13 protein-coding genes are annotated in these 12606 nt (G+C 65.5%); 9 read left to right on the forward strand and 4 right to left on the reverse strand.

Annotation, left to right across the window (positions count from 1 at the left end; genetic code table 11):
* Nucleotides 1-68 precede the first annotated feature (68 nt).
* The 4 genes from EPL00_RS17635 (at nt 69) to EPL00_RS17650 (ending at nt 3631) form a co-directional block, all read left to right on the forward strand.
* Nucleotides 69-1436, forward strand: a complete 1368-nt coding sequence (locus EPL00_RS17635; RefSeq protein ID WP_135854237.1) for a TIGR00341 family protein — start codon at nt 69-71, stop codon at nt 1434-1436.
* Nucleotides 1437-1636: 200 nt separating this feature from the next.
* Nucleotides 1637-2134 carry a DUF1269 domain-containing protein gene (locus EPL00_RS17640; protein ID WP_135854236.1) on the forward strand — a complete coding sequence of 166 codons (498 nt, stop codon included), beginning with the start codon at nt 1637-1639 and terminating at the stop codon, nt 2132-2134.
* A 226-nt stretch (nt 2135-2360) separates the two neighbouring features.
* The gene (locus tag EPL00_RS17645; protein ID WP_135854235.1) at nt 2361-2966 is read left to right on the forward strand and encodes a hypothetical protein; all 606 of its coding nucleotides are present in this window, start codon (nt 2361-2363) and stop codon (nt 2964-2966) included.
* Nucleotides 2963-3631: a hypothetical protein gene (locus EPL00_RS17650; RefSeq protein ID WP_135854234.1), complete on the forward strand. Its 669-nt coding sequence runs from the start codon at nt 2963-2965 to the stop codon at nt 3629-3631. Before EPL00_RS17645 ends, EPL00_RS17650 begins: the two co-directional genes overlap by 4 nt.
* 11 nt (nt 3632-3642) lie before the next feature.
* On the opposite strand, the gene EPL00_RS17655 is transcribed toward EPL00_RS17650, so the two are convergent.
* A complete protein-coding gene (locus EPL00_RS17655; RefSeq protein ID WP_238398243.1) occupies nt 3643-4227 on the reverse strand; it encodes an HdeD family acid-resistance protein in 585 nt (194 codons plus the stop codon).
* A gap of 481 nt (nt 4228-4708) precedes the next feature.
* On the opposite strand from EPL00_RS17655, the gene EPL00_RS17660 reads away from it, so the two are divergent.
* The 3 genes from EPL00_RS17660 to EPL00_RS17670 all read left to right on the forward strand — a co-directional run bounded on the left by EPL00_RS17660 (nt 4709) and on the right by EPL00_RS17670 (nt 8892).
* Nucleotides 4709-6100 carry a hemolysin family protein gene (locus tag EPL00_RS17660; protein WP_135854232.1) on the forward strand — a complete coding sequence of 464 codons (1392 nt, stop codon included), beginning with the start codon at nt 4709-4711 and terminating at the stop codon, nt 6098-6100.
* A 148-nt stretch (nt 6101-6248) separates the two neighbouring features.
* Nucleotides 6249-7118 carry a universal stress protein gene (locus EPL00_RS17665; protein ID WP_135854231.1) on the forward strand — a complete coding sequence of 290 codons (870 nt, stop codon included), beginning with the start codon at nt 6249-6251 and terminating at the stop codon, nt 7116-7118.
* 502 nt (nt 7119-7620) lie between these two features.
* Nucleotides 7621-8892, forward strand: a complete 1272-nt coding sequence (locus tag EPL00_RS17670) for a tyrosine-type recombinase/integrase (RefSeq protein WP_135854370.1) — start codon at nt 7621-7623, stop codon at nt 8890-8892.
* A gap of 87 nt (nt 8893-8979) precedes the next feature.
* Here the strand turns inward: EPL00_RS17670 and EPL00_RS17675 are convergent, their stop codons facing one another.
* Entirely contained in the window at nt 8980-9180 is a 201-nt protein-coding gene (locus EPL00_RS17675; RefSeq protein WP_135854230.1) for a DUF7835 family putative zinc beta-ribbon protein, read from the reverse strand.
* A gap of 237 nt (nt 9181-9417) precedes the next feature.
* On the opposite strand from EPL00_RS17675, the gene EPL00_RS23875 reads away from it, so the two are divergent.
* Complete coding sequence (locus EPL00_RS23875) at nt 9418-10740, forward strand: hypothetical protein (RefSeq protein ID WP_135854229.1); 1323 nt, start codon at nt 9418-9420, stop codon at nt 10738-10740.
* Nucleotides 10741-10810: 70 nt separating this feature from the next.
* Here the strand turns inward: EPL00_RS23875 and EPL00_RS17685 are convergent, their stop codons facing one another.
* Together EPL00_RS17685 and EPL00_RS17690 are read right to left on the reverse strand one after the other, a co-directional pair.
* Nucleotides 10811-11407 (reverse strand): NAD(P)/FAD-dependent oxidoreductase, encoded by a 597-nt coding sequence (locus EPL00_RS17685; RefSeq protein ID WP_135854228.1) that lies wholly within the window; start codon nt 11405-11407, stop codon nt 10811-10813.
* Nucleotides 11408-11503: 96 nt separating this feature from the next.
* Nucleotides 11504-11941 carry a hypothetical protein gene (locus EPL00_RS17690; RefSeq protein WP_135854227.1) on the reverse strand — a complete coding sequence of 146 codons (438 nt, stop codon included), beginning with the start codon at nt 11939-11941 and terminating at the stop codon, nt 11504-11506.
* Between the two features lie 399 nt (nt 11942-12340).
* On the opposite strand from EPL00_RS17690, the gene EPL00_RS17695 reads away from it, so the two are divergent.
* On the forward strand, nt 12341-12547 hold the full coding sequence (locus EPL00_RS17695; protein ID WP_162224254.1) for a hypothetical protein: 207 nt from the start codon (nt 12341-12343) through the stop codon (nt 12545-12547).
* Nucleotides 12548-12606 lie beyond the last annotated feature (59 nt).

Raw genomic sequence — 12606 nt, forward strand, 5'->3', positions numbered from 1 at the left:
CGGCTCCGTGACGGCTTGAAACTGTCAACCGTACCACGACTTATTGTCGAGACCGTCGTCCACGCGCTATGCGTCTCGTACAGGTGTTGATACCCGAGGGCAAGCGCGAAGGCGTCCTCGCGGCGCTCGACGACGAGGGTATCGACTACGCCGTCTTCGACGAAGTTGGCCGTGGCGACTTCGAGGCGATGGCGCAGTTTCCCGTGCCCCCGAGCGGCGTCGAACCGGTGCTGGAGCGACTGACCGATGCGGGGGTCCGGGAAGACGCTTACACCATCGTCTTGCCGACCGAAACCGTCGTCTCCCAGCGCCTCTCGGAGCTGGTCGAGCGGTTCCCCGGCCTGCGAATCTCCCGCGAGGAGCTGTACGCCAGAGCGCAGGACCTCGCGCCCGCCAACTCCACGTTTTTCGCGTTCCTGATTCTGAGTACCGTCATCGCCACCACGGGGCTACTGCTCGACTCGGCGGCGACCATCATCGGCGCGATGGTCGTCGCGCCCCTGATGGGACCGGCCATCTCCGCCAGCGTCGGGACGATTCTGGACGACCGCGAGATGGCCGCCCGCGGCGTCAGATTACAGGTCGCCGGTCTCGTGGCGGCCATCCTGACCGCCGCGTTCATGGGGTGGATGCTTCGGGAGACGATTCTCGTCGCGCCGGGACTCGACATCCGGACCATCCCGCAGGTCGCCGAGCGGACGAGTCCGAACTTTCTCTCGCTGTTTCTCGCGGTCGGGTCCGGTCTCGCGGGGGCCATCAGCATCATGCGCGGCTCCGGTTCGACGCTCGTCGGCGTGGCCATCGCCGTGGCGTTGGTTCCCCCGGCGGCCACCTCCGGCCTCGGCGTCGCGTTCGGGAATCCGGGCGTCGCCGTCGCCGGGGCCGTCCTCGTCTTGGTCAACCTCCTCGCCATCAACCTCTCGGCGCTCGTCCTGTTCTACTGGGCGGGGTTCAGACCGCTCGACGCCGAGCAGTTCGAGGGCGTCAAGTCGTCGTTGTTCTCGCGCGTCGCGGCCATCGCCGTCGGCATCGCCCTCCTCTCGCTGGTCCTCGGTGCGGTCACGTGGACCACGTTTCAGACCCAGTCGTTCGAGCGAGAGGCACAAAACGACTTCCAGCGGATATTCGACGACGTGACCACCGAGGGCGTCGAACTCGTCTCGGTCACGGTCGAGTACGAACCCGTGGACCTTCTCCTCGGGAACGAACCGCGGGTGGATGTCCTCGTCGCGGTGCCCCGCGACCTCGACGTGCCGCCCGACCTCGCCCAGCGATTCGACGACAGGCTGACCGACCGACTCGGCCGTGACGTGGTCGTCCGCGTCGGATTCGTGGAAGCTCAAATCTCCGAGGGCGAGCCGCGAGGGTCGCCGTTCGAGGCCGCCGAAGCGCCCCGACCGGTGACCGGTTGGTCACTTCGAGCCGCGAGTGCGTGACGAAACGGACTCCGGAACCCCGCCCTCGAACGAGGGCATTCCGGACTCCCGAACGAGGCTACTTCGGAATCGTGACGACGTTCAACGCGTCCGTACCCCTCCGAAACCCCGGTTATTTCGCGGAAGAGTATCGTTTTCGGCCTGAACGCTCGACACCGTATAACACGACCCTCGTAGAACGGTAGCCGGGGAGACAGACCGTGAGTGAACTCGTTGTGCTAAATTTCGAAGGAAAAGAACGGGCGTTCGAGGCCCGAGACAAGCTGTTCGAGTTGCAGAAACAGCAACTGATAACGCTGAAAGACGCCGCGGTCGTCTTTCGCAAGGAGAACGGCAAGGTAGACGTGAAGCAGGCCCAGAGCCTCGTCGGTGCTGGCGCGCTCGGCGGCGCGTTCTGGGGGATGCTCATCGGACTGCTGTTTTTCATGCCGTGGCTGGGGTTGGCCATCGGTACGATTACCGGCGCACTCAGCGGCAAGGTCGCCGATTACGGCATCGACGACGAGTTCATCAAAGAGGTCGGCGACACCATCGAACCCGGTGACTCCGCGCTGTTCCTGCTGGTCGAGGATGTCGTCGCCGACCGCGTCGTCGAGGAGATGAAGGAGTTCGACCCCGAGGTCGTTCGGACGAACCTCTCGACGGAGGACGAGCAGAACCTCCGCGACGCGTTCGCCGCCGAGGAGATAGAGGCCTGACCGCCGTCGTCCGCGTCTACTGCTGTCGGCGACTCTTCGAGCGACGGTCGCGGCGCGGACCGGCGATGTCGGGAGTCGGTCCGCCCGGAAAGCGACCGTTTCTCCGCTCCTCTCGCCGTGGCGATAGTTGGACGATAGCAACCGTTTTTCGGACTCTCGGCCGAACAGCGCGTATTCAGGGGACTCGTCGCGCCGACGCGACCGTCCTCTCGGGGGACGCTCGACCATGAGTCAACAGCTACCGGAGGAGTGGTTTATCAAAGACACCAGAGTCAACGCCGCCATCGCGTGGCTCCTCGTCGGCCTGCTCGTCGCCGTGGCGATAACCGCGCTCTTGGAGTTCCTCCTCGTCCGGATGGCGCTCGCGGCCGTCGCGGCGTTCGTCGCTATCGCACCCGCGCTCGTTCGCCGGACGTGGACCCACACGATACCGTGGCCGCTCCTGTTAGTTTGCTCGCTCCCGCTGGCCGCCGGAGCAGTCGGACTCGGGTTCTTCGCCGACTTCGTGACTGGACTGAGCATCGCCGCGCTCGGGATGCTCGTGGTCGTCGCGCTCCAACTGACGAGTTCGGTGCGCATGACGCCGAACTTCGCGGTGTTCTTCGTCGTCCTCGCGACGATGGCGACAGCCGGGTTCTGGGCGGTCGGGTCGGCGGCCTCCGCGAAGTACCTCGGCACGGCGTTCGTCGAGACCAACGACGACCTGATGGAACTGTTCACCGCGGCCACGCTCGCGGGGGTCGTCGCTGGCGGCCTCTTCAGGCTCTACTTCCGGCGGCGACTCCGGGCGAACCTCGAACGCGCTGGCGGCGAGGAGGTGACCGCTCCGTGAGCATCCGGAACCGCCTCCACGTCTCCGACCGAGTGCAGGCGAGTCTCGTTAGAATCCTCCAAGCGGTGATGGTCGGCATCTTCGTCGCAGGGTTGTACCTCGGTAATCCCGGCATCGCGGTCAACGCCGCCGTCGGGCTTCTCGTCACGCTCCTCCCGGCGGTGTTAGAGCGGCGATACCAGTTCACGATGGACGTGGCGCTCGTCCTCTGGATCACGCTCGCGATGTTCCTCCACGCGCTCGGGACGCTCCCGCTTCCCGGACTCGGCTTCCTGAGTCCCTACAAGGCCGTGTGGTGGTGGGACCACATGACTCACGCGCTCTCGTCGTCGCTGGTCGTCGGGTCGGCCTACGCGGTGACACGAGCCTTGCAGGAACACACCGAGTACATCCACATGGGACCGAAGTTCACCTTCGCGTACCTGCTGGTGTTCGTGATGGCGTTCGGCGTCTTCTGGGAACTCATCGAGTTCTACATCGCCGTGAGCGCCCAACTCCTCGGCATCCCGCGAGTCCTCACGCAGTACGGACTCGACGACACGATTTTGGACCTCTTCTACAACACGCTGGGCGGTCTGCTGGTCGCCATCTTCGGGACGGTCCACCTGACCGGGGTCTCCGACCAGCTACTGGGGCGGCTCGAATCGGGGTCTGCGAAACGATGAGGAATCGTCTCTCAGGCACCTTGTCCGCGCTCGCCGCCGGGTAGCTCGTCGTCGGCGGTTCGTCCGTTCGACATCCCGAGCGCGACCAACGAGATACCGGTGACGAGGAGGTTCACCCCGAAGAGGAGGCCGACGGCCCACAGCGCGGTCGAGGGGAATCCCGCCCAGAGGAGGACCGCCGCGAGCAGTGACGCGACGCCGCTCGCGAGGAGCCAGAGCCACCCGTCGTTGCCGCGGCCAGCGAGCGCCCACCCGACTTCCACCGCGCCGTTCACGAGGAAGAACGCGACGACGAGGAGGGTGAGCGTAGCCAGTCCGACGACCGGGTTCGCCATCAGCGAGATGCCAGCGAATCCGTAGAGGACGCCAAGCGCGACCTGCCAGACCGCACCCCAGAGACTCCCGGCCGAGAAGGCGTGACCCACGTGGACGATGGCACCGACGACGAGGAGCGCACCGAGCAGTATCGACAGCGAGAGACCCGTGACGAACGGGAACAGAATCGCGAGGACGCCCAGTACCGCGACGATTGCACCGGCGGCGACGCCGCCGCGTGGCCGTTCTCCTTCCATCTCGAAATTCGTAGTTTGGTTCATGATGGTTCCCGTCTCCGGTTCCACGTCCTCGACCAAAAAGACCGCAAATCGTTCTAGAATCGTTCTAGCGTTCTCCGATACGGTTTCGAGCCTTCGAATCGACGTAGGCTTCGTTGAACCGACGGTGCTGTCGGCGATTCGACCAACGACGCTCCGGTCGCTCGCCGACGAGTCCGGCCGAACGGACGCGTTGAACGCCGCGTCGCGTCGATTGCTCGGGACCGCTCGGGCCACCGCCGATTACCGTTCGACAACTGTCACCCACGAGTCTGAAGTCGGCGGCGGGATACGAGTTCGTCCGACCGAGACGTAGTGACGTAGGGGTTCCGAGACGCGCTCCCGTAGAATTTTACATCGAGACACGTAGCGTGCAATCGACGGACGAATCGACATCGACGGTGCGCTCCGTCCGAGCGTTGGTGGTGAAATTTCGGTCCGTTTCACAAAGACTACTTTTCTGCCTCACCAACCGTCAGAGTCGATGGACGCATCCACGCTCACGGCGGCATTCGAGGCCAGTACCACACTGTACACTGTGCCCATCGTCGGTATCGAGTTGGGGCAGATGGGAGTTACCGTGGCCGGTATGCTCCTCATCTTACTGCTCCTCATGGGGTCCGGATTCTTCTCGTCGTCCGAGATCGCCATGTTCTCGCTCTCGCCCCACCAGATCGACGCGATGATCGAGAAGGGCGAGCGCGGTGCGCGAGCGGTCAAATCGCTCAAGGACGACCCCCACCGCCTGCTCGTGACGATTCTCGTGGGGAACAACATGGTCAACATCGGGATGTCCTCGATAGCGACCACGCTCGTCGGCATCTACGTCGAGAGCGCGGGCGTGTCCGTCCTCATCTCGACGTTCGGCGTCACCTCGATGGTCCTGCTGTTCGGCGAGAGCGCGCCCAAGTCCTACGCCGTCGAGAACACCGAACTGCACGCGCGGCGCGTCGCTCGAGGGCTGACCGTCGTCGAGAAAGTGCTGTGGCCGCTCATCACCGTGTTCTACTACCTGACGAGCCTCATCAACAAGGTCACCGGCGGCGACTCGTCCATCGAGTCGTCGTACGTCAGCCGCGACGAGATTCGGAACATGATAAAGACGGGCGAACGCGAGGGCATCCTCGACGAGGAGGAACGCCAGATACTCCAGCGCACCTTGCAGTTCACCGACGCCAGCGCGAAGGAAGTGATGACTCCTCGGCTCGACATGGCGGCCATCTCCAAGGACGCGACCGTCGAGGAGGGCATGCAGGAGTGTATGCGGGCGGGACACGCTCGCCTGCCGGTCTACGCCGGTTCGCTGGACAACGTTATCGGCGTCTTCGACATCCGCGAGTTGGAGGACTCCGACTACGACACCTTCGCCGACCTCGAAGTCGAGGACGTGGTCAGCCCGACGCTCCACGTCCCCGAGTCCAAGAGCGTGGACGACCTCCTCTCGGAGATGCGCGAGAACCGGATGCACATGGTCATGGTCCTCGACGAGTTCGGTGCCACCGAGGGTCTCATCACGATGGAGGACGTGCTTGAGGAGATCGTCGGCGAGATACTGGTCGGCGACGAGGAACACCCGATAGAGGTCATCGACGACACCGAGGTGGTGGTCCGCGGCGATGTCAACATCGACGAGGTCAACGAGGCGCTGGACATCGACCTCCCCGAGGGCGAGGAGTTCGAGACCATCGCTGGCTTCATCTTCAACCGCGCGGGTCGTCTCGTCGAGCAAGGCGAGGAGTTCGAGTATCGCAATGCGACGCTACGGCCGGAGCGAGTCGAAGACACGCGCATTCAGAAGGTCCGGGTGACCGTCGAGCGCGACACCGCCAACCTGACCGAAGATGAGTCGTCGGTCGGTGGCGCTGGACCCGACTGACCGGGAGCGTCTCGGCAGTCGAGACCCGCGCTCGATACGTGGCGACGCAGAACCGTGGACCGCGAGCGACCTCCGGCGCTCGGGGGTCGCTTCCGGGAGCGGTGGAAACCATTAGGGGCCTGCCGGACGTAGCCCGCCCTATCGAGTCATGTACGATACCATTCTCCTCCCGTACGACGATAGCGATGGCGCGTCCGAGGTACTCCACCACGCCGCCGAAATCGCCCACTGGTCCGACGCGACGATTCACCTCCTCTACGTCGCCGACACGGCACGCGATAGCGTCACCGTGGTCGAGGGCCAAACTGTCGATGGACTCGTACAACAGGGCGAGGAGATCGTAGAGGAGGCCGAAAAGACACTGGAAACGCTCGGGGTTTCGTACGAAACCGACATCGTTCAGGGCAATCCCGCCCCGACGATAGCCGACTACGCCGAGCGGTACGACCAAGATTTGGTCGTGATGCCGACCCACGGCCGGGAAGGCGTCTCGCGATATCTCATCGGAAGCGTCTCCGAGAAGGTCGTCCGCCTCTCGTCGGTTCCCGTCCTCACGGTCCGCATGCAACCCGACGAGACGCTGGAGTTCCCCTACGAGAACATCCTCGTCACGACCGACGGGAGTTCCGCCGCGACGTACGCGTCCGACCATCTCGTGGAACTCGCGGCGTCGCTCGACGCGACCGTCCACGTCCTGTCCGTCGTGGACGACTCCGCGCTCGGATTGGACGTTCGCTCGTCGGTTTCCGGCGAAGAAAACGAAGACGCCGCGACCGAGGCCGTCGAGGCCGTCGTCTCGGAAGCCGAGGCACGCGGGGTCGAGAGTACCGTTCGCCGCGTCGAACACGGAACGCCCGTCGAGGTGATTCTCGACTACATCGAGTCGAACGACGTACACCTCGTCGGGATGGGCACGACTGGGAGACGCGGCACGGACCGCATCCTGCTCGGCAGTGTCGCGGAAAAGACCGTGCGTTCGGCACCGGTCCCCGTCATGACCGTCGCGGAACCGGAGTGACTTCCTTCGATTTGCGACGCCGCCGTCGATAGACGTGGCCGGTCATCAGGTAGCGCGACCGTTCGACTTCTCGACTGAACTCGATTCCCACCTCGGAGGCCGTCTTCTCCCCAGTGCCATCCCCTTCGATTCCGCGTCGCGCTCCCGCGGACTCCACTCGGACCTGTTCAGGCCGATGCCGACCTGAGGAGTCGTGGGTCCGGTAGCCAGTGGGTCTTCCCGACGATTCGGCCGAGCAGTATCGGTCTCCGAACTCCTCGTCGTCTCACCCTCCAATCGAGAAGTTCTATATAGCGAAATACAATTTACGAGTCGAACCGGCGACGACGCCGAATCTTCCGTGGGTACAACAGTCCACAGCGGACCGTTATCCCCACAGAATTATAAGCAAAGAGTAAGAAAACGCGAACCGCCAGAATATGCCGGACTCAGATTTACGTCGAACGAAGCTCGCGCGCTTCCCCGCCGAAATTCCGTCGCCGGAGGGACGAGCGTGACCGAAATCGCCGAATCGACAACAGAGGAAACGGCGGACCCCTTCGCGGACGTGCGCTGGACGACCTGCTCGCTCGGGGACTTCCGGGACCTCTACCGGGAGGTCGTCGCGCCTCGACTCCGCGCCGAAGGCCGGGACCCCGAAACCGACCGACCGACTCACCAGTGGTTCCGCGACGAGGAGCTTCGGGCGTTCCTCGCGGCGCTCCGTCGCCATCACGACCTGTCGTTCGGCGAATTCTGGCGCGAGGAGGTCGCTCCGGGCGGCGACGAAGGGTACGACTGGGCGACCGACGACGCCGACACGCGCGAGGCGCTGGAGACGTTCCTCGACCGGCGTCGGAGTCGCCACTCGCTCCGCGACTCGACCGTCGAGGCCAAGCGCCGCCGACTCAACCTCTACGTCCGCGCCTACCGCGAGGCCAACGGCGAGACGGACCTCCTCGCGCCCGTGCGAGCCGATTCCGACGTGCCGGTCCACGAGGCAGTCCACGCCTGCTACGCCGCCTTCGACTGGCTCGACGCCCGCGACTACAACCCCCGAACGAAGACCCGCGTCCGGAGCGTCGTGGACGGGTGGTACCAGCATCTCGTCGGTCGCCGACTCGCCGCGGTCAACCCCGCGACCGGACTCTACGACGAGTTCAAGTGGCAAGCCGACCCCTCGGACCCGGCCCCGCTCTCGCACGCGCACGTCCGGAAGCTGGTGGAGGCCGCGGACTCCTCGCGCGAGGAGTTACTGGTCGTCGCGCTCGCGGCGTGGGGACTCCGCGCCAACGAGGTCGCCAGCCTCCACGTCTCGCAGTTCGTGCGCGACGTAGGCGAGGACGAAGCGCCCTACGTCACCTTCGCGGAGCGAAAGAACGGGCCGGGCGAGGTCAACCTCGTCTACGGGTTGGACGCGCTCGACGCGCGCCTCGACGAGCTTTCGGGCCGCGAGGAGTGGTCGGGCTACCTCTTTCCCTCGCCGCAGGGCGCGGAGCCACACGTCGCCCGCGAGACGGTCTGGTCGTGGTTCCGCGAGTTGGCCGAGCGCGCCGGGCTTCCCGAGAAAATCGACGGCGAGCGCCCGAGTCCACAGCTCTGTCGGCGCTACTGGTACGACACCTACACGTCGGTCCTCGAAGCCGTGCTGGAGGGACTGGAGGACATCGCCGCCGAGCAGGGGAGCGACGACCCCCGCGTCCTCCTGTCGAACTACCTCTCGGACGAACGCTCGCGGAAGGTGCGACGGGAGTTCATGCGCGCGGAGTTGGCCGAGGCGTTCGAGCGGGAATAAATCCTATCTCGATATACAGAACTCTCTCGTCGGCCGGTCGGCGTCGAGAAAACGAGACCGTCAGTTACGCGTCTGTACGTCCGGAATTCAGGCGTCGTTCATCCGCTTGGCCGTCGTCTCGCCACACTCCATGCACTCGGTCACGCGGTAGGGTTCGCGCGAGAACTCGGTGTTCTCCTGTTTCTTGCTCTCGGTCTGTATCTCGATAGTCACGTCGTGGGGCGTCGATTCGTCACATCGTTCGCAGATTTCGGTGGTCTCCGCGAACGTCGAATTTTGCGTTGCCATTTGTCTTCGCCCTAAATTAGGAAATCCACCCCTATCAACCGGTAACTCGGTTGAAATGCGTTCCGCGAGTTCGAACGGTTGCACGCCGTGTAACGATGGATTTCCCGTTTGAGGTCGGCTCTTTCCGGACCGTTCCCGCTCCGTTCGGACCGTTTTATTCGCCTTCCGGCCGACGATAGCGCCGAACGGTTTCGGGACGGCTTCACGCTTTTAGCCTCCCGTGTCGTACCCCGGTTCGTGTCCGATACCGTCCCCCGTGGCATCGTGACGCGACGACGGAACGCCGCGCTCACGTGGACCGCAGTGGCGGCCGTCGTAGCGAGTTCCGCGGCGAGCGCGAGCGGCGGCGACCTCCTGTGGGCGGGTCTCGGTCTCGCCGCGGTCGGGGTCGCGGTCGTCCCGGTGGCCGCCTACCGCGACTGGTCGGCGACGCTCCCGTGGGAGGTCGTGGCGTTCCTCGCGGTCCCGTACGCGCTCCAGTCGCTGGACCTCCTGCTTCCGCGGTCGGTCGCGGCGTTTCTGGTCGTCCCGGCGCTCGCGCTCGCGCTCGCCGTGGAGTTCGACGCGTTCACCTCGGTCGAGATGTCGGCGTCGTTCGCGGTGCTGTTCGTCGTGACCGCGACGATGGCCGCCGCGGGCGCGTGGGCACTCGTCCAGTGGGTGATGGACCTCGCGCTCGGGACCCAGAACCTCCGCGGGCTGTCGGCGGTGATGTGGTCGCTGACCGCCGCGGCCGGGGCTGGCGTGGTCGCGGGCCTGCTGTTCGCGGGCTACTTCCGGCGCGTGGACCGCGAGCGACTGGGGTTCTGGACCGCGAGCGCGTCCGGGCCGTCGGTCGCCGACCGGTCGCGGTCCGCGACCGGTCCGGCTTCGTTGGCTTCGGACTCGTCGGCTTCGTCCGTCTCGAACTCGTCCGCTCCCGGCGACGACTGGCTTCACCTCTCTCCGCGTCGGCGGAGACAGGTCGTCCGGGGGCTTCAGCTCGCGCTGGTGGGTCTCCTCGGGGTCGGCCTCTATCGGCTGGATGTCGGCGTCGTCGTCAACGTCGCCGTCGCGCTCGCGGTGATGGAACTCCCCGCCCTCCTCGAACGCGACTACGGCCTGCCCATCGACACGCGGTTGACCCTCTGGATAGTGATTCCCGTCTTCCTCCACGCTATCGGGTCGTTCGGTCTCTACGGCGTGATTGGACTGTGGGACAACCTCACCCACACGCTCTCGTCGTCGCTGGTCGCGGCCGCCGGGTACGCGACCGTCCGGGCGTTCGACGTTCACGACGACGACGTGGTTCTGCCCCGGAAGTTCGTCGCGGTGTACATCCTGATATTCACGCTCGCGTTCGGCGTTCTGTGGGAGATTCTGGAGTTCGGTCTCGACGGACTGTCGTCGTGGACCGGCACCGACAGCGTCCTCGCACAGGTGAGTCTGGCGAACACGATGTCCGACATCTTCTTCGACCTCCTCGGCGGGGTGCTTGTCGCGATTTGGGGCGCGGCGTACCTCGCGGGGGTCTCGCGGTCGCTGGCCGACAAACTCGCCGCGGGAGAAAAGTCGGATTGACCGCCCACGTCTTCGGCGTCGGTTCGTCTCTCGCTCGTCTCTCGCTCGCGTCGTCCCGCCTTTCCCGTCGCTACTCCCCTTCCGCTTCGTCGTCGGGCAGGTCGCTCAGACTCGGTACGTCGGCGGGGGTGTCGAAGTCGTGGAAGTGTTCGCCCTTCTCGTTGCTCAGGATGTCGAGAGCGGCCGCGCCGCCGTCGCCCGCGGAGATGACCGCCTGCCACTCTTGGTTGCGAATCATCGCGCCGGTGGCGTAAACGTCCTCGACGCTGGTCTGCATCGAGAGGTCCACCTCCACGAGACCGTCGTCGTCCACCTCACAGCCGAGCGATTCGGGGAGTTCCGTGTCGGTCCCGGTGGCGAAGACGACGTACTCGGCGTCGTAGTCGCCCTCGTCGGTCGTGAGGCTGAAGCCGTCGCCGGTCTCCTCGACGCCCGTGACCTCCTCGCCCATCCGGAGGTCCACGCCGCGGTCGGTCGCCTGCCCGCGGGCGATAGTCATGAACTCCTCGCCGTCGATTGACCGGATGCCGAGGTAGTTGAACAGGTGGGCCTTGTGCATCCACGTCTCGTCGGTGTCGAAGACGACCGTTTCGAGTCCGTTCTTCGCCGTGAACAGTCCGGCGCTCAGTCCAGCCGGTCCGCCGCCGACGATGGCTACCGTAGACATATCTTCCCCCACGACGCTACGAAACGTAAACGTTGGTCCTGCGGTGAGTTCGGCCGGTGGCCGAGGAGTCCGCCCGGTTCGACCGCGCCGAGGAGCCTACTCGCCCAGTTCGACCGCGCCGAGGCTGGCGAGCGCGTAGCCGACGAAAAGGACCGCCCGGTTCGGCGTCGCGAAACACCGGTGGTTCGACCCGTCGGTGTGTTCGCCGAACGAGAGGGTGTTGCTCGCCCAGTCGTAGGTCGCGCCGTAGTCCGCGCTCGGCGGGTACTCGACGCCGTAACACCCCATCGACCCGCCGGTGACGCCGAACGCGAAGGCGAAGACGCCGACGGCGAGGCCGAGGGGCGCGAGTCGCCGTCGTCCGTCGAACCACCACGCGGCCGCGAGCGCGCCGGTCGCGGTGACGGCGACCAGCAGATTCAGGAGACTCCACCCCGCGAATCGCTCGACGCCGAAGTCGAGGTACGCGACGCCGACGAGGAGAACCGCCATGACGCCGAACGAGACGGGAACGCGCCGAATGTCGGAGGGCATATCGGGAGCGTCGAAGCCCGGCCTCAAGAAAGTCCGGGCACGGCTTCGGTCGAATCGCTCAGAAGTCGTCCAGTCGCGTCTGGTCGCCTCACAGCGGCCGGGCGTCGTAGTCGTACGTCGTCGCGAGATGGTCGGCGAACTCCTCGGCCGTCGCCGTCGTCGCTCGGCGTCACCCCGGTGTTTCCGCTGTTTCTCTCCCGCGCACCACACCGTCGCTTCCGCTGTCCGTCACACCGACCTTTCCGCTGTCTATCACACCGGTCTTTCCGCTGTCTATCACACCGGTCTTTCCGCTGTCCCGGCCGGTGCCTGCATGCGATTCGTCGGCTTCGTCACACCGGAATTTCCGCTGTCTTGCGCGGCGAACTGGTCGCGTCGCGTGTCCCGACGGGTCGCCGCGTGGTCGTCGGCCACGGGCGTCCCGCGGGCGACTCGCTTTTCTTCGTCGCTCCCGTCTCTCTCGACGTGATTCGACTCTCGATTCGGCGGTGTCCGAACTGCTGGTACGTCGGTCCGACCAGAAAGTTCGTCTCCGAGGAGGGCGCGCGCTTTCGGTGTCCCCGGTGCGACACCGAAATCGAGGCTTCGGACCCGCGACTCGCCTGACGCCCCGAGCGACGCGCTTTGTGTCGCGGAGCGGCGGGCGCTCCTCGGGTCACGTCCGC

Source organism: Halorussus salinus (genome assembly GCF_004765815.2).
GTDB lineage: Archaea > Halobacteriota > Halobacteria > Halobacteriales > Haladaptataceae > Halorussus > Halorussus salinus.

What these genes read in the sequence shown, in the direction of transcription:
- EPL00_RS17635 (WP_135854237.1), top strand. Translation starts at nt 69, where the DNA reads ATGCGTCTCGTACAGGTGTTGATACCCGAGGGCAAGCGCGAAGGCGTC.
- EPL00_RS17645 (WP_135854235.1), top strand. Translation starts at nt 2,361, where the DNA reads ATGAGTCAACAGCTACCGGAGGAGTGGTTTATCAAAGACACCAGAGTC.
- EPL00_RS17655 (WP_238398243.1), bottom strand. Translation starts at nt 4,227, where the DNA reads ATGAACCAAACTACGAATTTCGAGATGGAAGGAGAACGGCCACGCGGC.
- EPL00_RS17660 (WP_135854232.1), top strand. Translation starts at nt 4,709, where the DNA reads ATGGACGCATCCACGCTCACGGCGGCATTCGAGGCCAGTACCACACTG.
- EPL00_RS17665 (WP_135854231.1), top strand. Translation starts at nt 6,249, where the DNA reads ATGTACGATACCATTCTCCTCCCGTACGACGATAGCGATGGCGCGTCC.
- EPL00_RS17675 (WP_135854230.1), bottom strand. Translation starts at nt 9,180, where the DNA reads ATGGCAACGCAAAATTCGACGTTCGCGGAGACCACCGAAATCTGCGAA.
- EPL00_RS17685 (WP_135854228.1), bottom strand. Translation starts at nt 11,407, where the DNA reads ATGTCTACGGTAGCCATCGTCGGCGGCGGACCGGCTGGACTGAGCGCC.
- EPL00_RS17690 (WP_135854227.1), bottom strand. Translation starts at nt 11,941, where the DNA reads ATGCCCTCCGACATTCGGCGCGTTCCCGTCTCGTTCGGCGTCATGGCG.